Source organism: Deltaproteobacteria bacterium (assembly GCA_022340465.1).
GTDB lineage: Bacteria > Desulfobacterota > Desulfobacteria > Desulfobacterales > B30-G6 > JAJDNW01.
In genome coordinates this window covers 1-22522 of the sequence record JAJDNW010000051.1, presented here as the reverse complement: position 1 = coordinate 22522, position 22522 = coordinate 1, and the positions used below count along the sequence as shown (strand labels likewise).

Here is a 22522-nt window from a genome sequence, read left to right as displayed (position 1 = left end):
ATGAATTGTGAATTTGACAAGCCTAGAGAAGCCTGCGGTATCTTCGCCATTTCCGATCATCCGGAAGCGGCCAAGATGACCTATTTCGGCCTGTACGCCCTTCAGCACCGGGGACAGGAGAGTTGTGGCATCGCCGTCGTAAAAGAGGACGGCATCGTTTCCCACAAGGGTATGGGACTGGTACCGGATGTGTTCGATCCCCTGCACCTGGAGCTTCTGGAGGGCCGCTGCGCCATCGGCCATGTGCGCTATTCCACCACCGGCAGCTCTATCCTGAGCAATGCCCAGCCTTTTGTCATCCGGCATCGCAAGAAATCGTACGCCGTGGGCCACAACGGGAACATCGTGAACGCCTACGAACTGAAAAGGGAGCTGGAAGAGGCGGGCTCGATATTCCAGACAACCATGGACAGTGAAATTCTGCTGCATCTTTTCGTGAAAAACCTGAACCTGGGCTTCGAGAATTCCCTGGTGGCCACCGTGTCGCGCATGAAAGGCGCCTTCTCCTTCGTCATGCTGACCGGCAAGGGGGAAATCATCGGCATTAGGGATCCCAACGGTTTCCGCCCCCTGTGCCTGGGCCGTTTGAACGGCAGCTATGTGCTCGCTTCCGAGACCTGTGCCCTCGACCTGGTTCAGGCGGAGTTCATCCGCGAACTCGACCCCGGCGAGATCGTCATTATCCACGGCGACAAGATCAGAAGCCTGCACGTGAATGCGCCCGCGAAACGTTCCTTTTGCATTTTCGAGTTTATCTATTTTGCCCGGCCGGACAGCACGTTTTTCGGGAAAAACGTATACCAGATAAGAAAGGCGCACGGGCGCCGTCTGGCGCAGGAGTCGCACGTGGAAGCGGATCTGGTGATGCCTTTTCCGGATTCGGGCACCTATGCCGCCCTCGGATATGCCGAGGAATCCGGCCTGCCGTTTGAAATAGGTATGATCCGCAACCATTATGTCGGCCGTACCTTTATTCAGCCGACCCAGAGCATGCGCGATTTCGGCGTGAGGATCAAACTGAACCCCGTCAAGGAGCTTCTTCGAGGCAAGGATATCGTGATTATCGAAGACTCCATCATCAGGGGAACAACGGTCAAAACCAGGGTCAGGACGCTGAGGGAACTCGGCGTGAAGAAGGTGCACATGCGGGTAAGCGGGCCGCCGCACCGCTTCCCATGCCATTACGGCATCGATTTTTCAACGCGGGGAGAATTGATCGCCGCCAATTACGATCTTCCGGAACTCACCAAAATTCTCGGTTTGGATTCCCTCAGTTATCTCAGCCTCGAGGGCCTGCTGTCCTCCACCGGCGTCGATTCGCCGGAGAACTGTTTTTGCAAGGCCTGCTTCGACGGCTGCTACCCGGTGACGTTCGACGAAAGCATCACCAAAGATTGCCTGGAGGCTTTCTGATCCATCGATTTAGAAGAATTTCCTTGCGCTTTTTTAGATTAAGACATAAAATATCAGCATCTTAAATCGGACGTTTCACATTTTCCCAATGTGGAGGGGCGCATGATTGAGTCTAAATATCTCAAGCAAAACATCGAGAATATTCAAAAGCTTTTGACTATTTCCGCTTTGCGGAACTTCGAAACCAAAAATCTGAGCAAACTGCTTCGATTGAGCAAAATAAGACAGTATGAAGACGGAGAACCCATCATTATCGAAGGGGACTACGATCCCTGGCTCTATTTTCTGCTTTCGGGCAAGATTCAGGTCACCAAGGAGGGCGTCACCATCGGGACCATCGAGAGACAAGGCGAGATTTTTGGCGAAATGCGGATTATCGACGAACAGAGCCGGTCCGCCTCCGTGTATGCCATGGGCAAAACCGTATGTCTGGCGGTGGACACCTCGGCTCACGACCGCCTCGCCTCCGACGGGGACAAGGACGAAAAGCTTGATTTTCTGCTGTTGCTCTACCGGATATTTGCCGAATACATGACCGCCCGCCTTCGTCTGACCAACGAGGAACTCATCAAAGCCAAGAAGGCTATCAGCAGGCCCATAGAAAAATTCAGATGAAAAGGACCGTTTCTTTTTCCAAAGAATCCAAGAACATTTTTTTTCACATTCTCACCAGATGCAACCTGAAGTGCAGGCATTGTTATATCAACAGGAAAGAACACGGCGAACGCAGGCTGCCGCTGGCGACGGTTTCCAGATGGATACAGGCGCTTTCCGCCGATAGCACCGCATCGAACCTGGTCCTTCTAGGGGGGGAGCCCACGCTGCACCCGGAACTTCCCGAGATTGTCAGAACGGCCAGAGACAGCGGCTGCGCGTCCGTTACCATCGACACGAACGGTTACCTCTTCAACGACATCCTCGACAGAGTCGACCCCGGGGAGGTGGATTTTTTCAGTTTCAGCCTGGACGGGCCTACCGCGGAAGTGAACGACCGCCTGCGGGGCGAAGGGTCGTTCGATACCTGTGTGGCCGGCATCAGGGCCGCCCGCAGAAGGGGCTTCGCCACCAGCCTCATTTATACGGTCAGCAGCGGCAACCTGGACGGCCTGCAGGGGATGGTGCCGTTTTTAAAGGAGCTGGCCGTCGACCGTTTTTTCATTCAGGTGATCGGGCTGCGCGGAAAGTCCTCGGCTTTCGGGGGGCCGGTTGGTGAGGACGCTATAAGGCAGGTCGACGACCGCCACTGGCTGGACATCATTCCGGATGTTGCCCAGAGGATTGCGGACGGAGGCATCACGGTCACCTATCCCAAGGTGTACCTGGATCCCGGGGAGACCTTTGCCTGCGCCGGCATCGTGGCGGACAACTATTTCGTCTTTCCCAACGGCCGTGTGTACCGGTGCCCGCTGTGCGAGGATTTTCCCATGCACGCTCTTTTTTTCGAGGACAATGTCCTGAAACAGATGCCGCCCATCAACGAAGATGACCTTTTCAAGCTCTCCATTCCCGAAGGGTGCGTCATGAACAGGATCATCCAGCCGGGCAACATCGCCTACGACCGGGAGGGCAGACCACGGTACAAGATTGCCTGCTGTCTGCTGAAGGAGGAGATCAGCAGCGATTGACCTCACGGCCCGGGATGGCCCGGCAGTATCACCCTCAGGCTTCTGCAGTGTTGAGGCCATGATAAAAAAAGGCTCTTCCGGATGAACCCAAAAAAAATCATGCCTTCAAATGCCCTCGAGTATTTTACACGGATGCCGCATTTTTCCTTTCTGCCGGAGGCGGAGATCCGGCGCGTGGCCGAGTCTGCAACCGTAAGAAGCTACGCCAGGGGTACCGTTTTCGCCACGCAGGACATGACGGTTGTGGACAGCATTTACGTGGTCACCACCGGCGTGCTGGAACTTCTGGACGATAAAAAGGGCACCCGCATGCACTCGGGGCTGATTGCGGCCGGCGAGGTGTTCGGGGGGATCTCCATCATGATGAACGGCGGTATCTCCCTGCGCACCGTTATCGTGGATGAGGACTGCAGCGGCTACGCCATTCCCCGGGAGACCTTCCAGGATCTGTGCCGGCGACACAAGTCCTTCTACGAATATTTCCTGAAAAATTTCAGCAAGAACATCATCGACGCATCCCTGACATCTCTGATCGAGGTGGGCCAGATAGGCGTGTTCCTGGAGGGGATCGAACCGTTTTCCTTTTTGCCCGGGGAGGAGATAAGCCGTGTTGCGGCAAAGCTTTCCCCGATGCAGTTTCCCCGGAACAAGGTGCTTTTCGTACAGGGACGATCCAGGATCGGCCACCTCTACATTCTTCACCGGGGGGCGGCCGAACGGTACTATGAGGAAAACGGCGAAAAAAAAATGTACACGGTGCTGGGCGAGGGCGACTGCTATGGCGGGATATCGATGCTTCTCAACGACGGCATCTCGGTAAGAACGCTTACGGTTGGGGAAAATTCCTACTTTTACCTGCTGCCCAGAGATTTGTTCCTGGACATCTGTCATCGCTTTCCGGCCTTCTCGGAATTTTTCACCGATATTTTCGGCAAGCGCATGCTGGAAAAATCGTATGCCGCCATCATCGCCAAAACCGCCCGTCCGGAAGAGAGCGCCCTGCAGTTCTTCAATCAACCCATAGCCCATATTTACACCAAGAAGCCCATCTTCGGGCATGTCGACTTGACCATCCGCGACGCCGCCAACCTGATGGTGGAATACAGGATCAGTTCTCTTTTCATCAAGGATGATGAGGGAAAGTGCGTGGGCGTGCTTACCGAGAAAGACCTGACCCGCAAGGTCGTGGTGTATGCCTGGGACGTCAACCGCCCCGTGTCCGAGGTGATGAGTTTTCCGGTACACACCATTTCGAGCCAGGCGCTGGTTTTCGAAGCCCTGATGAAAATGATGCAGGAAGGCATCCGCCATTTGGCTATCATGGACAGCGACGAAGAGGTCGTCGGCATTCTTTCCAACCGGGACATTCTGGCGGCTCAGGGCCAGTCGCCGGTGTTCCTGATCAGGGAACTGGTCAATGCCGCCAGCATGGAGGAGATCATCAACCGGCATGACCGGCTTCCCAAACAGGTGCGCAGCCTGATCACCAGCGGTGCCCAGGCCAAAAATCTGACGCGTTTCATCACCACCGTTTCCGACACGATTCTGAAGAAACTGCTGGAATTTGCCCTGAAGGAGATGGGACCGCCACCGGTCAAATTTGTTTTCATGATCCTGGGGAGCGAGGGTCGCAACGAACAGACCCTGAAAACCGACCAGGACAACGCCATTATTTTCGAAGATGTGCCTGAAGAGGATCTAAAGGCGACCAGGACATATTTCCTGGCACTGGGGGAAAAGGTTTGCGGGATGCTGGACGATGCCGGCTATGATTTATGCACCGGCGAAGTCATGGCCAAGAACCCAAAGTGGTGCCAGCCCCTGTCCCAGTGGAAGGCCTATTTTTCCAATTGGATCCATACCGCCGAAGCCGAAAACCTGTTGAAGGCGAGTATCTTTTTCGATTTCAGGGGCGGTTACGGAGAGACGGCCCTCATCGACAGCCTGCGGCAGCATCTGTTCCTCACACTGGGCGGATGGTCCGGTTTCTTTCGGCACCTCTCGGAAAACGCCCTGCACTTCAAACCACCCATCGGGTTTTTCGGGAATTTCGTCGTCGAGCACAAGGGCGAAAACAAGGATAAGTTCGACATAAAGAGCGCCATGACTCCCATCGTGGATTTCGCCCGGATCTACGCGTTGAAGAACAACATCAGCGAAACCAACACCCTCGAACGCCTGGAACAGCTGCGCATCAAGCAGGTGTTGAAGCAGAAGGAGTACGAGGAGCTGGAAAAAGCGTACAGCTTTCTCCTGCAGATCCGTTTTGTCCGTCAGGTGACGGCCATCATGGACGAAAAGGGCAAACCGGACAACTTCATCAATCCAAAGAGCCTGACGCGCATCGAGCAGAAGATGCTCAAGGAGATCTTCACCCGTGTGGAAAATTTCCAGTCCCGCCTCGAGGTCGATTTCATCGGTCTGGCGTGATTCTTGTCGAGTCGGCCAGCTTTTTGATGGCGCGGTCGAGCGTTGCTTCGTCGGCCATGGTGAAGTTGAGGCGCATGGTGTGACGCCCCTCTTCCGGGCGGGTGTAGAAGAATTGACCCGGCACGAAGGCGACGTTCTGCCGCACGCAGCGATGGTAAAGCGCCTGCATGTCATACCCCTGCGGACCCTCCACCCAGACAAACATGCCGCCTGCGGGCTTCGACCAGGTGAAGCCCGGTGGAAAATACCGGTCGAGAGCCGCCAGCATGGCGTCCTTTTTGGGCCGGTACAGATCGATAATTTCCGGAAGGTGCTTTTCCAGGTAGCCCCCCCGGATATATTCCGCCGCCAAGGCCTGGTTGAAGGTGCTGGTATGCAGATCCACCCCCTGTTTGACGGTGACAAACCAGTCCCGGATTTCCGGGGGCGCCAGGTAATACCCGATTCTCAGGCCGGGGGCGAACACCTTGGAAAGCGTGCTGACATAGATCACATGGCCGGGAGCGAGGGCTTTGATCGGGGGAAGGTGCTGTCCCGTGTACCGCAAGTCCCCGTAAGGGTCGTCCTCGATCAGCAGCACGTCATGGGCTTGGAGGATGCCGGCGATGCGGCGGCGCCGTTCCAGGGTAAGCGTTCTGCCGGTGGGATTCTGGAACGTGGAAACCAGATAGATGAATTTTACCGGCTCCCGCGCCAGCACCTCCTCGAGGGACTCGGGGATCAGGCCGTCGTCGTCCGACGTGAGGGTGACATAACGGGGTTCATAGGGGTCAAACGCGTGAATGGCACCGAGGTAGGTGGGCGCCTCCACGGCCACGGGGTCGCCTTTGGAAATAAACACCTTGCCGGCGGCATCCAGCACCCCCTGCGAACCGCTGGCGATTAATATTTCCTCCGGCAGCGCCCGAAGGCCCTTTTTGCTTTCGAGGTACCCGGGGAGGGCTTCGCGCAAGGGGGCGAAGCCCTCCGTGGGATCGTACTGCAGGGCGGAAGGCCCATATGTTTCCAGCACGGTCTTTGTCAGAACCTGCAAAAGATCCATGGGAAAGCTTTCGGGAGCGGGGATGCCTCCCGCCAGGGAAACCATGCCCGGCCTGGAGACGACCTTCAGGATTTCGCGGATGGTGTTGACGCTCATTTTACGGGTTCGTTCCGCCAGCAGCTTGTCGATGTTCATGGGTTCCTCCACGTCAACCAATACATTGATCCCGCCTGCTCCGGCGGGATCGATTTATTGCTCGTTGGCCGACTGCAGCAGGCAGTGCAGCAGCACGTTGCCACCGGCTTCGCAATCCTCCCAGGTAGTCTCCTCGACCTCCACATGGCTCCTGCCGCCGATGCTGGGCACGAAAATCATGGCCGTGGGCGCGATCTGGTTCATGTAGCTGGCATCGTGGCCGGCCCCGCTGACCATGTGCAGGGCGGAGTACCCAAGGTTTTCGGCGGTTTTCAGGACGCGCTGAACCAGTTTTTCATCAAACGGCGAGTGCTCCACACGCCAGGTCTCTTCAATTTTGATCGGGCACCCCCTGCGCCGGGCGATGGCGTTGAAATCCGTCTTCACGTCCTCCCATGCCTTGATGGCGTGTTCATCGTCCCAGGAGCGGATGTCCACCGTGAAGTGGATCCTGTCGGGGATGATGTTTCTGGAGTTCGGGTAGTTCTGGATCTCTCCCACGGTGGCGACCATGTTGCCGCCCATTTTATCGGGCAGTTGATTGACCTTAAGAATCATTTCCGCGGCGGCACAGAGGGCATCGTGGCGGCCCTCCATGGGTGTCGGCCCCACCTGGTTGGCTTCGCCCGTAAGATAGATGTCGTACCAGTGCAAGCAGAGAATGCCTTTGGGGGCGCCGATGGTTTTGCCCTGCCGCTCCAGCATGGGTCCCTGTTCGATGTGGTATTCGTAGTAGGCGTGCAGGGGATGTTTTTTGGCGGGCGCCGGTCCCTTGTATCCGATCCGTTCCAGTTCTTCGCCGAACTTGAAGCCGTTGATGTCCGTTAGGCCGTAGGCATAGTCACGGTCCAGGGCTCCGGCCCAGACGCCCGAGGACACCATGGCCGGAGCGAAGCGGCTGCCCTCCTCATTGGTCCAGTCCACGATGACGATGGGGCGCTCCGTCTGAACGTCGTTTTCATGCAGGGTACGCAGCGCCTCCAGCGTTCCCATGACGCCCAAAATTCCGTCGAAGCGGCCCCCCTTGGGCTGGGAGTCGATATGCGACCCGCTCATTACCGGGGGGAGCGCATTGTTTTTTCCCGCGCGTTTGCCGAAAATGTTGCCCATTTCATCGATGGTGATCTCCAGATCGAGCTCCTTGAGCCACTGGACGAAGAGGTCCCGCGCTCTTTTGTCTTCGTCGGTCAAGGTGAGCCGCTGAACGCCTCCAGCCGGTGTGGCGCCGATCTTGGCCATTTCTTCAAGGGATTGCTGAAGTCGTTTTCCGTTGATACGAAGCGCTTTCAAATCCATGGTGTTTCCTCCCGGAATAGATGTTGGGTTGTGGGGCCGTTCGTCGCTCTCATGCGAACCGGTCCCGGCATTTGGATGCTAGACATTGAAGCGGAAATTGATGATGTCGCCATTTTTTACTTCGTAGGTTTTGCCCTCGAGCCGCACGGTCCCCTTTTTGCGGGCCTCGACGTGGCTGCCGGCTTCCATCAGGTCATCGTAGGATACCACCTCGGCGCGAATGAAGCCCTTCTTTATGTCGGAGTGAATCACGTCGGCGGCGTCGACCGCCGCGGTTCCTCTGTGGATGGTCCAGGCGCGGACTTCATCCTCCCCCACGGTGAAAAAGGAGATCAATCCCAAAAGATCGTAGGAACGGCGCAGCACCCTGTCCATGGCCGAGGACTTGATACTGAACTCGGCGAGGAATTCAGCGGCTTCCTCGTCCGACATCTGCGCCAGCTCCTGTTCGAGTTTGCCCCGGATGACCATCGGCTCCACGGCGGTGTCCGCATCCAAACCCGCAGGCAGCCGGTCGTCGTCGTCGCCATTGTTGGCCAACACCAGGACGGGCTTGGCGGACAGAAACGCATATCCCCGCAGCAGCTGGGCCGTGGCAAGTTCGGGGACCTCGCGCAGGGGGATCTCCTTTTCCAGGTTCTCGCAGCATTTCTGCAGCAGGGAAAACTCCTCCGGATGGTACTTTTTTCCCCGCCGGTTGTCATGCTCCAGGCGTTCGATGCGCTTTTCGGCCACCACCAGATCGGCCAGCATCATTTCCTCGTTCAGGGCGGCGGCATCGGACTGGGGCGTCACCTTGTTTTGACCGATACCGGCAAAGTTGCGGACCACGTGAATAAGGGCGTCGCTCTCCCTGACCTTGGCCCAAAAGCTCTGGTCCTGCTTGTCGTCCTGGCCATGGCCGACGGACCTGGGAAGGAAATATTCTATCTGGGCGTAGATGGTCTTTTTCGGCCGGTACATGGCGCTGAGCACATCCACGCGTTCATCGGGCACCCGCACGGTGCCTATTTTGCTTTCACTCTTCTGGGAGGCCTCCGACGAACTGTGCGTCAGGGCTTCGAAAACGGTGGACCGGCCGCTGCCGGGCAGTCCGATGATGCCAAGTTTCATGCGCGATTGCCTTTCATTTCAACTTAGATGTCATTTAGATGTCCATATCTGTATAGCAGATGCCCCGGTCACCGGCAAGACGGTTTCATTCCAGGATATATCCTTTCAGGGTCAAATCGGGTGCCGGTTTCGGAGGGGACGGCGGCATATTGACAAAGGCCTCGACTTCGCATAAAGACCCTCAACTTGGGCTGACTTCAGCGGTGCAACTATGAGGTCGGCTTTTCTGCCGTTTCCCTGACGGGCGCGGTGGCCGCGGGAGGACCGGGTGAGACATCCCTGCCATACCCGCAGTGTGAAATAAATGACACATAACCATGCGTCATGCAGCATATTAATATGTAACTAACTGAAAATTTATGAAATATAATAATTTAAAATTTGTGCACGCTTTTTGCAGCGTTTTCAGATTGTCAAAAGACGTCGGGCGGTAACCGGCAGCGGATTGCGGACACATTCGGAACGGCATTGCTAATTGGGGTGACAATATGGGCTATCACATCGGATTCATTTCTACACGGTTCTGCGGTGCGGACGGCGTGACCTTAGAGGCCAGTAAATGGGCGGAAGTATTTGAAAAACAAGGTAATACCTGTTTCTGGCTGGCGGGTGAACTGGACCGCCCGGATGCAAACAGCCACCTGGTGCCCGAGGCGCATTTTAAAAATGAAAGGAACCAGCGGATCAACCGGCGGATTTTGGGAAAGGCCACGCGTTCGCCCGCAACGACCGAAGAGATTCATGCCCTGCGGAGACTGTTGAAGCAGCGCATTCGCCATTTTATCGAAACGTTCGACATCGACGTCCTGGTGGCGGAAAACGTGCTGACAATACCCATGCATGTTCCCCTGGGACTGGCCATCAGTGAGGTAATTGCCGAAACAGGGCTCCCCACCATCGCCCATCACCACGATTTTTTCTGGGAGCGGCCCAGGTTTTCGGTAAATGCCGTGGGCGATTACCTTCAGAACGCCTTCCCGCCGAAGCTCCCAAGCGTACAGCATGTGGTGATCAATTCGGAGGCAAAGGAACAACTGGCCCTGCGGTGCGGCCTTGTTGGCGCGGTGATTCCGAACGTTATCGACTTTGCCCATCCCCCCAGGGTCAGCAGGGAGGGCGGCGAGGCGTTTCGCCGGGCCATGGGCCTCGGAGAAAAGGAAGAAATTATTTTGCAGCCCACACGCGTCATCCAGCGCAAGGGCATCGAACATGCCATTGCCCTGACCCGGGCGCTGGCCGATTCCCGTTACAAGCTGGTGGTCACTCACGAGGCGGGCGATGAGGGCTTCGAGTACGCCGAATGGCTGAAAACCCACGCCAGAGACAACGGGGTGGATCTTCGACTGGCTTCGGTTGCGCTGACGGATCCCTGGGGTGCGCATGAAAAGGGGAACGGCAACGGGAGCGGTCCTTCAGCCGGCAACAACGGCTATTCTTTGTGGGACATCTACGATCAGGCGGCGTTCGTTACCTACCCCAGCCTGTACGAGGGGTTCGGTAACGCTTTTCTGGAAGCGGTCTATCTAAAAAAACCCATTCTGATCAACCGCTACCGGATATTTATCCGGGACATAGAGCCGTTGGGGTTCAAGCTGGCGGTAATGGATGGTTACCTCTCCGCGGACACGGTTCAATACGTCAGGACCATCCTGTCGTCCCCGGCGCTGCGCCGGGAGATGACGGCGCACAACTACGCCGTGGCAGCCGGCAATTTTTCATACGGTATCCTTGACGAACGGCTGCGATCCATCATGCGGGCCGCGACGGGTGATGCGGCGTACGGAAAAAAGGTTCCGTTGCCGGGTCGCCCGAACATCGTTTACCTGGACAGGTTTTCCGAGTTTCAAAACCGGCAGTTCAACAGTCGGGATTTCGACGGCCGGCGTCACCGGAGGAGTATTTCCGCCATATAGATTATCCTAAGTTGAGCGTTTCAATTCTTAGAATTTGAAACCCTGCGGGATTGCCGATCTTACCGCATCTTCGGCGTCAGATGCCCTCCCGCATAGACCACTATAACGGAAAAGCATCTTCCCTGTATATGCGGCAACCCCGGCAACTGCACAATTTAGGATCATGTTAAAATCGTGGCGGGCAATTATTGTTTGCCGTTAAAGAATTCTTCCAGGGTGAGGTTGTATGCTTCTGCGGCGTTCAAGTAGGGGAAGTGACCTTTCCGGTGGAAGGTTTTGACCGCTGCCGTTGGGTAGGTGGCTTTCAGTAATTCCCGCAATGCCTCGTTTACCAACGGGTCGTTGTCGGCCTCGATAATATGGACGGGAACTCCCAGGCCTTCGACATCCGGTGGGTCGAAGTGGTCGAGAACGCATTGAAAGCGGGAAACGAACTGGGCCTTGTGCATCATGCCGCGGGATTGCTCACGCATATAGGCGCCCACCAGCTCCGAGTTGCCCGATGCGGGAACTATCGAAGCATCCGTTGTTTTTCGCAGGTTCGCCATGATCATCCATTCCGGGAGCATCGGAAGGAGCCAGCGCATGCGGCCTGCCTGCTTGACCAGAATATCGTTGGGCGGGAAGGTGTTGCCGAAAACGGCCTTTTCGATCCTGGCAGGATAGTGCCTGACGATGTACTGCGCCAGATAACCACCCAGGGAACTGCCGACAAGACGCACGCTTTCCAGCCCTTCCTTGTCCATGATGGCGATAACGCCTTTGGAAAGATCCGCCAGATTGTGGATGGGCGGGTAGGTCATGGCAAGCACACGGTAATTTTTACCGAAGTGACGTACCTGCTGCCACCAGATGTCATAGCCGCCACCCATGCCGTGCAGGAAAACAATCGACCGATTTCCTTCACCGGTAATCAGATAGCGCCACTCATCGCCCTCGATCCGAACAAGCCGCGGTTGGCAATCCGAACGAAAGGCCCTGAGACCATCACGCTCCTTTTCGGGTACATCGGCGTAGAGGCTGTCGAAGGAAGCCCTGCGGACCGGAAAGCAATAGATGCCGATCACCAGCAGGAGCAGGCATAAAATGGTGATTGTAATAATAGTCATGGTATCATGCCCGGGTTGGTCATGTCGTCTTTTCCGGGAAGGTGCAGAGGCTGTTCATGGGACAGTCGGGGCAGAGCGGTTTCCTCGCTTTGCAGAGTTCCCGGCCGAAGTAAATCAACCGCAGGGAGAAAGCGTCCCAATCCTTTTTGGGGATCTGTGTCATGAGATCGAACTCGATTTTTACCGGGTCCTTGTTATCGGTAAGCGCCAGCCGCCGGGAAATTCTGGCGACATGCGTGTCCACAACAATCCCGGGGATGTTAAAGGCCGCCCCCAGGACGACATTGGCGGTCTTGCGCCCTACGCCGGGAAGCTTCACCAGTTCGTCGAGGTCGGCCGGGACGTTTCCGTCATGTTTTTCCATCAGCACGCCGGCGCAGTTCTTGATATTGCGGGCCTTGTTGCGAAAAAAGCCGGTGGAGTGGATAAGTTTTTCGATGACGGATAGTCCGGCCCTGTGAAAATCCTCCGGCGTGGCCAATTTTTTAAAAAGAGCGGCGGTGACGCGATTGACCTGTTTGTCGGTGCACTGGGCCGACAGTATGGTGGCGACCAGCAGCTGGAAGGGGGTTTCGTAGTCCAGCTGCGTCTTGACTTCTGGGTAGCGCGCCCTTAGTATTTTACGAATTCTGGCGGTTCTTTTTTTATCGGTGTTCATAACAAATTTTCACATTCGATGCGAACTCTGGAAGAGGAACATCGGTCCCTGGCGGCTTATTGGTGTTGATATTGAACACTCCCCGCAGCAAGCGTAAGGGGAATCTTCACCGCAAGGAATTCTATCGATTATGATTCGCTCGCTTACCCTGCAGCAAGCTGCAGGGAATGCGCTCGCTATCTCGGTTCAAATTAATAGAATGAAAATTTGTTATTAGTAGAGGCGTGCATGAATAGCAATCGAAAAAAAATAAAAGGGCTGGGCTTGTGTTCCGGGGGGCTGGACAGCATCCTGTCCGGGGTGGTTCTGCGTGAACAGGGCATCCACGTAGAATGGATAAGCTTCGAGACCCCCTTCTTTGCGGCGGATAAGGCCAGGAAAGCCTCGGCCATGACGGGAATCCCTTTAAGGGTGCAGCGGATAACTCCCGTATATCTTGAGATGCTGAAAAATCCGCCCTGCGGCTACGGCAAGCACATGAATCCCTGCCTGGATTGCCACGCCCTGATGTTCCGGCTGGCCGGCGAAGTCATGGCAAAAGAGGGCTTTAATTTTCTGTTCAGCGGGGAGGTGCTGGGCCAGCGCCCCATGTCCCAGACCCGGCCGTCCTTGAGGTACGTGGAAAAACATTCGGGATATGACGGTTACCTGATCCGTCCGCTGAGTGCCCTGCGCCTGGAAGAATCCGTCCCCGAAAGAGAGGGGCTGGTGGACAGAAAGAAGCTTCTGGGCATCGCCGGCAGGGGGCGCAAAGACCAGATCCGCCTGGCCAGGCACTACGGCATCGCCGACTACCCGGCTCCGGCAGGGGGCTGCCTGCTCACGGACAAGGGGTATGCCAACCGCCTTCGCGACCTGTTCCGGCATCAGGAGGACACCCCGGAAAATGCGCTGGAGCTTTTAAAGTACGGACGCCACTTCCGGCTGGACGGGCACACCAAGATCGTGGTGGGACGCACCAAAGCAGACAACGAGAGAATCCAGCGCTGCTTCAACCCCCGGGAAGACACAAGCCTGAAAACGATCGGGTACCCCGGACCGACGGTCGTGATGCCCGGTGGCGGGGACGAGGGGACGGTCTTGCTGGCGGCCGCCATCTGCGCCGGCTACACCAAAGCACCCGGGGACGGGCCGGTGCAGGTGAAGGTGGGTGCTCCATCCGGGAGCAGGACGGTCACCGTGTTGCCGATCAAACCCGGCAGCGTCAGCAAGATGCTTATCTAGTTGAGCCATCGGGGCGTTTTCAACGCCTTACATCAAGCCTCGCCTTGGCCCGCAGCTGGCCGCAGGCGGCCGAGATGTCGCCGCCTTTGCTGCGCCGGATCATGACGGTGTAATTGTCATTCGTGAGAATCTGCTGGAATTCCAGGATCGTTGCTTCATCCGGGCATTCGAAGGTGCTTTCCGCATGGACGTTGAAGGGGATCAGGTTGATTTTCGCGCGCACGGGTCTCAGGAGCGCGGCCAATCGCCGGGCTTCGGCAGGCGAGTCATTGACGCCCTTGATGAGGATGTATTCGAAGGTGATTTTTCTGCGGTTTTGCAGGGGATAGGCCTTACAGGCAGCGAGCAGTTTTTCTATCGGGTACTTCCGGTTGATGGGCATCAGCCCATTCCTGGTTTCGTTGTCGGCGGCATTCAGGGAGACGGCCAGGTTGACCTGTACGTCCCTCCCTAAACGCGGGATGTTGGGTACCAGGCCGGCGGTGGAGAGCGTTACCCTGCGAGTGGAGATCTTGAGGCCGCTATCGCCGTCGGTAATGATATTCAGGGCGGCGACAACGTTGTCGTAATTGGCCAGGGGTTCCCCCATGCCCATGAGCACGACGTTGGTGAGTTTGCCCTGGGGACCAATGTCGCGCCTGATATCGCTCACCTGGGAGATGATCTCACCGGCGCTGAGGTTGCGGACAAACCCGCCGCGTGACGTGAGGCAGAAACGGCATCCCTGCGCGCAGCCGACCTGGCTGGATATGCAGAGGGTGTCGTGATTCTTTTCCGGTATCAACACGCTTTCGATCAGGTTGCCGTCATGCAGTTCAAACAGATATTTTCTGGACCCATCCCTGGATGTTTCCGTTTTCTTGATTTCAAGGCGCCGGAGCGTAAAATGATCGGACAGGAGCTTTCGGGCGGCCTTGGACAGGTCCGTCATCTGTTCAAAGGTTTCGGCCTGGCGCAGGTATATCCACTTGTGCACCTGTTGGGCGCGAAATGTGCGCATGCCGTGCTGCTGAAACCAGGTGGCCAGCTGTTCGGGTGTCAGGTTTTTAATTTCCGGTTTTTGGGATCCAGGAGACATGAGGACAGGGAGGCGCTATGCTCGTTATTTTGTAAAATGTCAGCATATTCAGATGGTTCGCCCAGGTGTGCCGGCGATGGATGCATCCATTTTGTGCTTGACATCTAATCAATATAATATTACTCTCAATAATTTCATGATTGCAGGTTGACGGTTGGTGTGGCTCCGTCCGCTTCGCTGTGCGGAACTGGCGAAAAGCGAGTTTTCATGTTTGACAATCTGAGCGACAAGCTTAACACAGTATTCAAAAAACTGAAAGGCCACGGCAAGCTTTCAGAAAAGAATATCATGGACGGTCTCAAAGAGGTCCGGATGGCCCTTTTGGAGGCGGACGTCCATTACAAGGTGGTCAAGACCTTTGTGGCCGGCATCAAGGAGCGGGCACTGGGCCAGGAGGTCATGTCCAGCCTGACGCCCGGGCAACAGGTCGTCAAGATTGTCAACGAGGAACTCACCGAACTCATGGGGGGGAAACACCAGGAATTGACCCTGACCGGGACCAGGCCGGTGTCGGTCATGCTGGTGGGGCTTCAGGGATCCGGCAAAACGACCACCGCAGGCAAGTTGTCGGTATATTTAAGAAAAAATGGGAACAACCCCTATCTGGTGCCCGTCGACATCTATCGCCCGGCGGCCATTGATCAGCTGAAAAAACTGGGCGATCAGCTTCGCGTGCCCGTATTTCCCTCTGACACGGGCATGGCGCCGGTGGACATATGCCAGCGGGCCAGGGTGGCGGCCCAGCAGGAAGGGTGCGACACGCTGCTGCTGGACACGGCAGGCAGGCTGCATATCGACGAGGCGCTCATGGAGGAACTGCGGCAGATCAAGGCGGCCGTCAGCCCTTCGGAAATCCTGCTGATTGCCGATGCCATGACCGGCCAGGATGCCGTCAACATCGCCAAGTCCTTTGACGACGAACTGGATATCGGCGGGGTGGTGCTGACCAAAATGGACGGGGACGCCCGCGGCGGCGCGGCCATATCCATTAAAACCGTTACACAGAAGCCGATCAAATTCATCGGCGTGGGCGAAAAGCTGAGTGAACTCGAGCCGTTTCATCCGGAAAGGATGGCCTCCAGGATACTGGGCATGGGCGACGTGCTGACCATGATCGAAAAAGCCCAGTCCGTCATGGATGAAAAAAAGGCGGTCGAACTCGAAAAGAAGCTGCGCAAAAGCCAGTTCACCCTGGAAGATTTTCGCGACCAGATGGTTCAGATCAGGAAAATGGGGTCATTTTCCGATTTGATCAACATGATCCCCGGCATGGGCCAGGCAAAGCAGCTGAAAAACCTCAAGGTGGACGACGGGGAGTTCGTGCGCATCGAGGCCATCATCAACTCGATGACCCCTTTAGAGCGCCGCCAGCACGCCATTATTAACGGGAGCCGGCGAAAAAGGATTGCAAAGGGGAGCGGAACTCGTGTACAAGATGTAAATAAGTTATTGAAAAATTATGCACAAATATTAAAAATGATGAAAAAGATCAACAAGGGCGGCATGCGCGGACTAGGCCGTGGAGCGCTGCCTTTCTGAAGGAGAAAATGTATGTCAGTTAAAATTCGTCTGGCCAGACATGGTGCCAAAAAGAGACCCTACTACCGTATTGTTGTGGCCGACAGCGAGAGTCCCAGGGATGGGAGATACCTCGAAGCCGTCGGCAGCTACAACCCGTTGCAGGACCCGGCCGAGGTGACCCTGAAAACCGACAGGGTAAAATATTGGATCGACCAGGGTGCGCTTCCATCGGACACCGTAAAAAGCATATTGAAAAAGGAAGGCTTGTTCGTAAATCCAGCATAATACCTCTACTCTAATTCTCAACAGCCAACAAAGGAGCGATGCGATGAGAGATCTTATCTATTACATTGCTAAGGCGCTAGTTGACCATCCGGATCAGGTATCTGTGGACGAGATTGAGGGAAACCAGACTTCCGTGCTGGAACTGAAGGTGGCAAAAGAGGATCTGGGGAAAGTGATCGGTAAACAGGGCAGAACCGCCAGGGCGATGCGGACCATTTTGAGCGCGGCATCGGCCAAGATCAAGAAACGGACGGTCCTGGAGATTATCGAATAGTTCCGTGGATGAGGATCGTTTTCTGGCACTGGGCAGGATCCTCGGCGCCCATGGCGTCAAGGGAGCTGTGAAGGTCTCTTCATATGCCGAATCTGCATCCAGTTTCAAACCCGGCGGCGCTGTTTATATCGACGTCGGCGGAGGCTCGAAAACGTTTGTTGTCGAATGGGTCAGACCGCACCATAAAACCCTGCTGTTGGCGTTGGAGGGGATAACCACGCGCAGCCAGGCCGAGGAACTCAAGGGCCTGTATCTTTTCGTCGTGCGCGAATCGCTTGAGAATCTGGAGGAGGGGGAGTACTACTGGTCGGACATCATCGGGATTTCCGTCTATACCGTCGAAAACGAGTACCTTGGTCGTGTGGCCTCGATCATGCAGACCGGCAGCAACGATGTGTATGTGGTTAAAAACGAGATCGATGGAGAACCTGAGGAGATACTGGTCCCGGCTCTCGAGTGGGTGGTCAGGGAGATCGATGTCAAACGCAAATTGATGCGTGTCGATCTGCCGGAGGGGTTGCGGGATCTTTGAATGGATTTCACTGTTTTAACCATATTCCCGGACATGTTCCAGGGGTTCTGGAATTATGGCATTGTCGCCAAGGCCATTGCCCAGAAGCAGATCAGCGCTGCGGCCCTGAATATCAGGGATTTTTCGACGGACAAGCACAGAACGACGGACGACAGGCCCTACGGCGGGGGGAGCGGCATGGTGATGAAGCCGGAGCCCCTGGCCGATGCCGTCCGTGAGGCAAAGCGTCTGTCGCCGTTGTCGCAAACCATTCTGCTGACACCGCAGGGGCGCCCTTTCAACCAGGAGATGGCCCGCTCGTTCGCGGAGAGGGACGGATTCATTCTGGTCTGCGGCCGTTACGAGGGGATCGATGAAAGGATCTGCTACGATTTCATCGACCAAGAGGTGTCTATAGGCGATTATGTGCTGATGGGCGGAGAACTGGCGGCCATGATCGTCATGGAGGCGGTCACCAGGCTGATTCCCGGTGTTCTCGGCGGAGATGACTCTGCGGAAAGGGATTCCTTTTCAGGGGGCCTGCTGGAGCACGCCCATTTTACCCGGCCGCCGGTTTTTAACGGTCACGTGGTGCCGGAAGTGCTTCTCTCGGGCAACCACCGGGAAATCGAGAAGTGGCGCTTTGAGACCTCGATCGTCAGGACGTTTCTGAAAAGACCGGATCTGCTGGAAGAAAGGGCCTTGACGCAGCGGGAAGTGCAAGTGTTGAAGGAATGGTGTCGCCGTGTTGAAAGCATTGTCCGGGCCCAATCTGCACGTGGCGTTGATTCACCACCCGGTGGTGAGTAAAAACGGGGAAACCATCGCCTCGGCAGTGACCAACCTGGATCTTCACGATATTGCCAGGACGGCCAAAACCTACGGCGTGCGTTCCTTTTACGTGGTGACGCCCCTCAAGGACCAGATAGACCTCGTGGATAAAATTGTGGCTCACTGGGTCACCGGGGCCGGCGGGGATTACAACCCGCTCAGGCGCGAAGCGTTGCTTCTGATTCGCGTCAAAGAATCCTACGACGAGGTTCTGGCTGATATCGGCCGGGAAGAAGAAGCCGATCCGGTAACCGTGGCCACCAGCGCCAGGTCGCAACCGCCCCATATGAGTTTCGGGCAGTTCCGGGCCATGCTCGAAAGCGGAAAGCCGGCGGTGTTGACGCTGGGTACGGCCTGGGGGCTGGCGGACAGCTTCATGGAGCGGGCCGATTACGTGCTCGAACCGCTTTCCGGCGGAACGGACTACAATCATCTGCCGGTACGGTCGGCCGCGGCGATCATGCTGGACCGGTTGTTAGTGCGTAGATGAGTCCAGCTTAGGTTCAAGAATCGATAGTCGAAACGGAAAAAGGGAAAAACTCACCCGCCTAGCAGGTGAAATACAATCATTGGAGTCGATAAGATGGAAAAGATCAAGCAGTTGGAAAAGGAGATGATGCGCCTGGACCTGCCCCACTTCATTCCGGGCGATACCGTCAGGGTGCACGTGAAAATCAAAGAAGGTGAAAAGGAGCGCATTCAGGCGTTTCAAGGGGTGGTGATCAGCAAGCGCAAGGGGTCCACCAACGCTTCTTTTACGGTGCGCAAGGTGTCTTACGGTGTCGGGGTGGAGCGTATTTTCCCCATGCATTCGCCGATTATTGACCGTATCGAGGTTATTACGCGGGGCCGGGTGCGGCGGGCAAAAATTTACTACCTCCGCAAGCTGCGCGGCAAGGCCGCCAGGATCAGGGAACGCCGCTTAACCTAAAATGACGACCGACATGTGGGCGTACGAGAACGCCGCGCGGGAGAAGGGTTTCAAAAACATCGCCGGCGTCGATGAGGCCGGCCGGGGTCCCCTGGCCGGCCCCGTCGTGTCTGCGGCCGTTATTTTACCTGCCGCTTGCGACATTGCAGGCGTGGATGATTCAAAAAAGTTGAGCCACAAAAAACGGCGGACCCTGTTCGGCGAAATATACCGGCGCGCCGTTGCCGTCGGCGTCGGCGTTGTTGGCCCGTCCCGCATAGACGAAATCAACATTCTGCAAGCTTCCCTCCAATCCATGGCCATGGCGGTCGCCTGCCTCGGTCAGCGGCCGGATTGCCTCCTTATCGACGGCATCTTCGAAATTCCTGCGGAGATCCATCAAGACCCCATTCCCAAGGGGGATGCCAAAAGCGTTTCGATTGCAGCGGCATCCATTATCGCCAAGGTGACCCGGGACAACATGATGGCGCGATACGACCGGGAATTTCCCCAGTACGGGTTCGCCGGGCACAAGGGGTACCCCACCAAGGCCCACCGGGCCGCTATCGCGGAATACGGGGCCACGCCCATTCACCGGCGGAGTTTCAAGGGTGTTAAGGAATATGTCTAAACGGATCGTTTTACGTTATAGGTGTTAGGTTCTATGGGTGTAAAATCCAAGGCCGGCGGGCATCCGGCGCTCGTCAGTGGTCGCCCGTGACTGAAGGAAAGCCTCGACAATGGGAAAAAATCTGTGACGGATAGCAAACAGTCAGTCGGCAGAAAAGGCGAAAACGTTGCCGTGCGATATCTGAAAAAGCGGGGTTACAAGATTCTCGAGCAGAACTACCGGACCCAATCCGGGGAGATCGACATCATCGCCAAAGAGAAGAAGACCCTGGTTTTCGTGGAAGTCAAGACCCGCCGCTCCCGATCATACGGCAGCCCTAAATTTGCGGTCACTCCTCGAAAGCAGAGAAGCATCTCCAAGGCCGCCCTGTATTATCTAAAACTCACCAACCAGAGCGATGCCGGTGCCAGATTCGATGTCGTCAGCATCCTGGATCTGGAGGGGTATACGGAGATCGAGCTTGTCCGCAATGCCTTCGACCTTGCATACCCCTGACCCATTCACTGGCAGTCCAACTGAAAACCAGATATCGGTTTTTTAAATTTCATCAATTGCGTTTTCGCTTTTTCATCGCCTTAATTTTCAACGACACCTCTTTCCAACGTTCCTTTTCCACTCGGTCGGAACGCTTGCGTTGCCGGTTTGATAGATAGGACAGCTCACGTTTCATCTTTTGGTAATTTTCCACTCTGTCATGCGAAATCTCTCCGGCAGTTAACGCCTGAAGGATTCGGCAACCCGGTTCGTGGATATGGCTGCAATTGGAAAAACGGCATTCTCGGGCAAGATGTTCAATCTCCGGAAAGGCGACACCGATTCCGTCATCATCATTCCAGAAAGCGATTTCACGGATACCGGGATTGTCAATCACCATTCCGCCCTGGGGCATCATAATCAGATCCCGGCTGGTAGTCGTGTGCTTTCCCTTCCCCACACGACTGCTTATCGAATCGGTAGCCTGCAATGTCTTACCGTAGAGCCGATTCACCAGGGTGGATTTACCGGCACCGGAAGACCCAACCATAACGGTGGTCTGTCCTGAAGTTAAATATGCTTCCAGATGAGCCAGCCCTTTGCAATCCAGCGCCGAAACCAGGTGCGTCGGAACCCCGAAGGCAACCGGTTCCACTGCAGTGACGAAACGCTCCGGGTTCTGGTGAAGATCTGCTTTTGTCAGAATGATGACGGGATTCAGGCCACAGTTGTATACCAGGGTCAGGTATCGTTCGATACGGCGCAGGTTAAAATCACGGTCCAGTCCGCAAACGACAAACACGGTATCGAGGTTTGCCGCAATTATCTGTTCTTTCTGCGGTAGCCCATTTTGTTTGCCATGTGTGCCTGCAGCGCCACGTGACAGCGTATTTTTCCGCGCTAAGACCTTGGAAATCACGGTATCGGCCATCAGGACCCAATCCCCTGTAACCGGATACACGCAATCAGATTGGCGCTTGAGCCTTCCGGATGCGGTAGCGAGCCATTCGCCTTTTCCATTATTGATACGAAAGGTATTTTTCATTACCCCGACAACTCTGGCCGGGATGAATTCGTCTCTGCGGACGTTTCCCAGCTGTGCCTCAAAATGGGAAGTCCACCCCAGCTGTAAAAGATGCTGATTGTTGCTTGTTGCTATTCTGTCTTTATATTGCTTTGTAATCATTGTTTAACTCCTCTATTTGTTACCTTTATCCACAACCATGTATCTTGGCCTAGGATACCAAAGGCAGATAAACAGCCTACCGCTAATTGTTATAATCTATTGGTAAAACAAAGGTTGAATCGTTGCTTACAAAGGAAACAGCCGTGACGGCGCAATCTCAGATAGGAGTCTGCTAAGGAACAGATCTGGCGAAACAGATCCATTATAAAGCTGAAAAGCTTGTTTTGCTTATTGCAGAACTATGATCAATCCGTCACCGAAGGGGTAGATCCCTTGTCAGCAACGATTGACACAATATCCATTAATTTCTTTAACAAAAAAACCTCATCAACATCTTATTGGTAGAGGTAGGTCTAGTAGTCCGTAAACAAGATGCTGTCAAGTTTTTTGAAAATAAATCATAGGGGACAGGTTCTTAGTAATTTTTACACTTATCTTTGCCCTAAAAAAACTTTTCGGTCTTGGTATTTGTCCAGCCTGATAAAACAATCGCCGGAAACATAGTGATGGGCGGATGCTTCAAGGTGGGATTTTATCGTGCGGGCGCACGCCGGCCCTTTAAACCGGCTGAAAACACTGTAATAGGGGAGGTTGTCTGATCAGATCAATTCCGAAGGCCGTTTCAGGGAGTAGATCCCCGAAAGACCCTGGATCGGTTTGGGTACTTTCTCGTTTTTCGACTGAAAATGATGCTTGAACTGCTGGTAGTGTCTGGTTACGAACTCCCTGGATCCGATGATGCCCGAGTCCGTGAAATAGCGTGTGCGATACCGCAACCGGCTGGCCCGGGTGATCTTGAAATCGTTTCTCTTCTCTTTTTTCAGAATGCGCGGATCGATCACCTTGACCTTGCCTTTGTCGGG

23 protein-coding genes are annotated in these 22522 nt (G+C 55.4%); 15 read left to right on the top strand and 8 right to left on the bottom strand.

Annotation, left to right across the window (positions count from 1 at the left end; translation table 11 throughout):
* The 4 genes from purF (at position 1) to LJE94_08205 (ending at position 5468) form a co-directional block, all read left to right on the top strand.
* Positions 1–1413, top strand: coding sequence for an amidophosphoribosyltransferase (gene purF / locus LJE94_08220; protein MCG6910093.1), 1413 nt, complete (start codon positions 1–3; stop codon positions 1411–1413).
* A gap of 102 nt (positions 1414–1515) precedes the next feature.
* On the top strand, positions 1516–2028 hold the full coding sequence (locus LJE94_08215; protein ID MCG6910092.1) for a cyclic nucleotide-binding domain-containing protein: 513 nt from the start codon (positions 1516–1518) through the stop codon (positions 2026–2028).
* Entirely contained in the window at positions 2025–3038 is a 1014-nt protein-coding gene (locus LJE94_08210) for a radical SAM protein (GenBank protein ID MCG6910091.1), read from the top strand. The genes LJE94_08215 and LJE94_08210 overlap by 4 nt, the downstream gene beginning before the upstream one ends.
* An 81-nt stretch (positions 3039–3119) precedes the next feature.
* Entirely contained in the window at positions 3120–5468 is a 2349-nt protein-coding gene (locus LJE94_08205) for a DUF294 nucleotidyltransferase-like domain-containing protein (GenBank protein ID MCG6910090.1), read from the top strand.
* On the opposite strand, the gene LJE94_08200 is transcribed toward LJE94_08205, so the two are convergent.
* From LJE94_08200 to LJE94_08190, 3 genes are all read right to left on the bottom strand, one after another.
* The gene (locus LJE94_08200; protein ID MCG6910089.1) at positions 5452–6645 is read right to left on the bottom strand and encodes a PLP-dependent aminotransferase family protein; all 1194 of its coding nucleotides are present in this window, start codon (positions 6643–6645) and stop codon (positions 5452–5454) included. The two genes, LJE94_08205 and LJE94_08200, sit on opposite strands and share 17 nt — an antisense overlap.
* A gap of 54 nt (positions 6646–6699) precedes the next feature.
* Positions 6700–7941 (bottom strand): Zn-dependent hydrolase, encoded by a 1242-nt coding sequence (locus tag LJE94_08195; GenBank protein ID MCG6910088.1) that lies wholly within the window; start codon positions 7939–7941, stop codon positions 6700–6702.
* 78 nt (positions 7942–8019) lie between these two features.
* The gene (locus LJE94_08190; protein MCG6910087.1) at positions 8020–9054 is read right to left on the bottom strand and encodes a YchF family ATPase; all 1035 of its coding nucleotides are present in this window, start codon (positions 9052–9054) and stop codon (positions 8020–8022) included.
* 488 nt (positions 9055–9542) lie between these two features.
* Between LJE94_08190 and LJE94_08185 the strand changes: the two genes are divergently transcribed.
* Positions 9543–10967, top strand: a complete 1425-nt coding sequence (locus LJE94_08185; GenBank protein MCG6910086.1) for a glycosyltransferase family 4 protein — start codon at positions 9543–9545, stop codon at positions 10965–10967.
* 185 nt (positions 10968–11152) lie between these two features.
* Here LJE94_08185 and LJE94_08180 read toward each other — a convergent pair whose 3' ends face one another.
* Both LJE94_08180 and nth read right to left on the bottom strand, forming a co-directional pair.
* A complete protein-coding gene (locus LJE94_08180; protein ID MCG6910085.1) occupies positions 11153–12076 on the bottom strand; it encodes an alpha/beta hydrolase in 924 nt (307 codons plus the stop codon).
* A 19-nt stretch (positions 12077–12095) separates the two neighbouring features.
* On the bottom strand, positions 12096–12734 hold the full coding sequence (gene nth / locus LJE94_08175; GenBank protein MCG6910084.1) for an endonuclease III: 639 nt from the start codon (positions 12732–12734) through the stop codon (positions 12096–12098).
* A 228-nt stretch (positions 12735–12962) separates the two neighbouring features.
* Here nth and LJE94_08170 point away from each other — a divergent pair, with 228 nt between their 5' ends.
* Positions 12963–13958 (top strand): tRNA 4-thiouridine(8) synthase ThiI, encoded by a 996-nt coding sequence (locus tag LJE94_08170; protein MCG6910083.1) that lies wholly within the window; start codon positions 12963–12965, stop codon positions 13956–13958.
* Between the two features lie 19 nt (positions 13959–13977).
* On the opposite strand, the gene rlmN is transcribed toward LJE94_08170, so the two are convergent.
* A complete protein-coding gene (gene rlmN / locus LJE94_08165; protein MCG6910082.1) occupies positions 13978–15036 on the bottom strand; it encodes a 23S rRNA (adenine(2503)-C(2))-methyltransferase RlmN in 1059 nt (352 codons plus the stop codon).
* Between the two features lie 207 nt (positions 15037–15243).
* Between rlmN and ffh the strand changes: the two genes are divergently transcribed.
* The 9 genes from ffh (at position 15244) to LJE94_08120 (ending at position 20494) form a co-directional block, all read left to right on the top strand.
* Positions 15244–16575: a signal recognition particle protein gene (gene ffh / locus LJE94_08160; GenBank protein ID MCG6910081.1), complete on the top strand. Its 1332-nt coding sequence runs from the start codon at positions 15244–15246 to the stop codon at positions 16573–16575.
* Positions 16576–16587: 12 nt separating this feature from the next.
* Entirely contained in the window at positions 16588–16842 is a 255-nt protein-coding gene (rpsP, locus tag LJE94_08155) for a 30S ribosomal protein S16 (GenBank protein MCG6910080.1), read from the top strand.
* A 43-nt stretch (positions 16843–16885) separates the two neighbouring features.
* The gene (locus LJE94_08150) at positions 16886–17116 is read left to right on the top strand and encodes a KH domain-containing protein (protein MCG6910079.1); all 231 of its coding nucleotides are present in this window, start codon (positions 16886–16888) and stop codon (positions 17114–17116) included.
* A 4-nt stretch (positions 17117–17120) separates the two neighbouring features.
* Complete coding sequence (gene rimM / locus LJE94_08145) at positions 17121–17648, top strand: ribosome maturation factor RimM (GenBank protein ID MCG6910078.1); 528 nt, start codon at positions 17121–17123, stop codon at positions 17646–17648.
* Entirely contained in the window at positions 17649–18437 is a 789-nt protein-coding gene (trmD, locus tag LJE94_08140) for a tRNA (guanosine(37)-N1)-methyltransferase TrmD (GenBank protein ID MCG6910077.1), read from the top strand. It begins immediately after the preceding gene.
* Positions 18373–18948 (top strand): RNA methyltransferase, encoded by a 576-nt coding sequence (locus LJE94_08135; GenBank protein MCG6910076.1) that lies wholly within the window; start codon positions 18373–18375, stop codon positions 18946–18948. The genes trmD and LJE94_08135 overlap by 65 nt, the downstream gene beginning before the upstream one ends.
* A gap of 93 nt (positions 18949–19041) precedes the next feature.
* Positions 19042–19389, top strand: a complete 348-nt coding sequence (gene rplS, locus LJE94_08130; GenBank protein MCG6910075.1) for a 50S ribosomal protein L19 — start codon at positions 19042–19044, stop codon at positions 19387–19389.
* Between the two features lies 1 nt (position 19390).
* Positions 19391–19999 (top strand): ribonuclease HII, encoded by a 609-nt coding sequence (locus LJE94_08125; GenBank protein ID MCG6910074.1) that lies wholly within the window; start codon positions 19391–19393, stop codon positions 19997–19999.
* A 123-nt stretch (positions 20000–20122) separates the two neighbouring features.
* Positions 20123–20494 (top strand): YraN family protein, encoded by a 372-nt coding sequence (locus tag LJE94_08120; protein ID MCG6910073.1) that lies wholly within the window; start codon positions 20123–20125, stop codon positions 20492–20494.
* 52 nt (positions 20495–20546) lie between these two features.
* Here the strand turns inward: LJE94_08120 and rsgA are convergent, their stop codons facing one another.
* Together rsgA and LJE94_08110 are read right to left on the bottom strand one after the other, a co-directional pair.
* Positions 20547–21659 carry a ribosome small subunit-dependent GTPase A gene (gene rsgA / locus LJE94_08115; protein ID MCG6910072.1) on the bottom strand — a complete coding sequence of 371 codons (1113 nt, stop codon included), beginning with the start codon at positions 21657–21659 and terminating at the stop codon, positions 20547–20549.
* A 599-nt stretch (positions 21660–22258) separates the two neighbouring features.
* The coding region (locus tag LJE94_08110) for a hypothetical protein (protein ID MCG6910071.1) at positions 22259–22522 on the bottom strand (264 nt) is incomplete at its 5' end.

Coding starts and splice junctions, on each gene's coding strand:
- LJE94_08205 (MCG6910090.1), top strand. CDS start 3,120: ATGAACCCAAAAAAAATCATGCCTTCAAATGCCCTCGAGTATTTTACA.
- LJE94_08180 (MCG6910085.1), bottom strand. CDS start 12,076: ATGACTATTATTACAATCACCATTTTATGCCTGCTCCTGCTGGTGATC.
- LJE94_08185 (MCG6910086.1), top strand. CDS start 9,543: ATGGGCTATCACATCGGATTCATTTCTACACGGTTCTGCGGTGCGGAC.
- trmD (MCG6910077.1), top strand. CDS start 17,649: ATGGATTTCACTGTTTTAACCATATTCCCGGACATGTTCCAGGGGTTC.
- LJE94_08125 (MCG6910074.1), top strand. CDS start 19,391: ATGACGACCGACATGTGGGCGTACGAGAACGCCGCGCGGGAGAAGGGT.
- purF (MCG6910093.1), top strand. CDS start 1: ATGAATTGTGAATTTGACAAGCCTAGAGAAGCCTGCGGTATCTTCGCC.
- LJE94_08210 (MCG6910091.1), top strand. CDS start 2,025: ATGAAAAGGACCGTTTCTTTTTCCAAAGAATCCAAGAACATTTTTTTT.
- LJE94_08200 (MCG6910089.1), bottom strand. CDS start 6,645: ATGAACATCGACAAGCTGCTGGCGGAACGAACCCGTAAAATGAGCGTC.
- LJE94_08190 (MCG6910087.1), bottom strand. CDS start 9,054: ATGAAACTTGGCATCATCGGACTGCCCGGCAGCGGCCGGTCCACCGTT.
- nth (MCG6910084.1), bottom strand. CDS start 12,734: ATGAACACCGATAAAAAAAGAACCGCCAGAATTCGTAAAATACTAAGG.
- LJE94_08215 (MCG6910092.1), top strand. CDS start 1,516: ATGATTGAGTCTAAATATCTCAAGCAAAACATCGAGAATATTCAAAAG.
- LJE94_08170 (MCG6910083.1), top strand. CDS start 12,963: ATGAATAGCAATCGAAAAAAAATAAAAGGGCTGGGCTTGTGTTCCGGG.
- rpsP (MCG6910080.1), top strand. CDS start 16,588: ATGTCAGTTAAAATTCGTCTGGCCAGACATGGTGCCAAAAAGAGACCC.
- LJE94_08195 (MCG6910088.1), bottom strand. CDS start 7,941: ATGGATTTGAAAGCGCTTCGTATCAACGGAAAACGACTTCAGCAATCC.
- ffh (MCG6910081.1), top strand. CDS start 15,244: ATGTTTGACAATCTGAGCGACAAGCTTAACACAGTATTCAAAAAACTG.
- rlmN (MCG6910082.1), bottom strand. CDS start 15,036: ATGTCTCCTGGATCCCAAAAACCGGAAATTAAAAACCTGACACCCGAA.
- rsgA (MCG6910072.1), bottom strand. CDS start 21,659: ATGATTACAAAGCAATATAAAGACAGAATAGCAACAAGCAACAATCAG.
- rplS (MCG6910075.1), top strand. CDS start 19,042: ATGGAAAAGATCAAGCAGTTGGAAAAGGAGATGATGCGCCTGGACCTG.
- LJE94_08150 (MCG6910079.1), top strand. CDS start 16,886: ATGAGAGATCTTATCTATTACATTGCTAAGGCGCTAGTTGACCATCCG.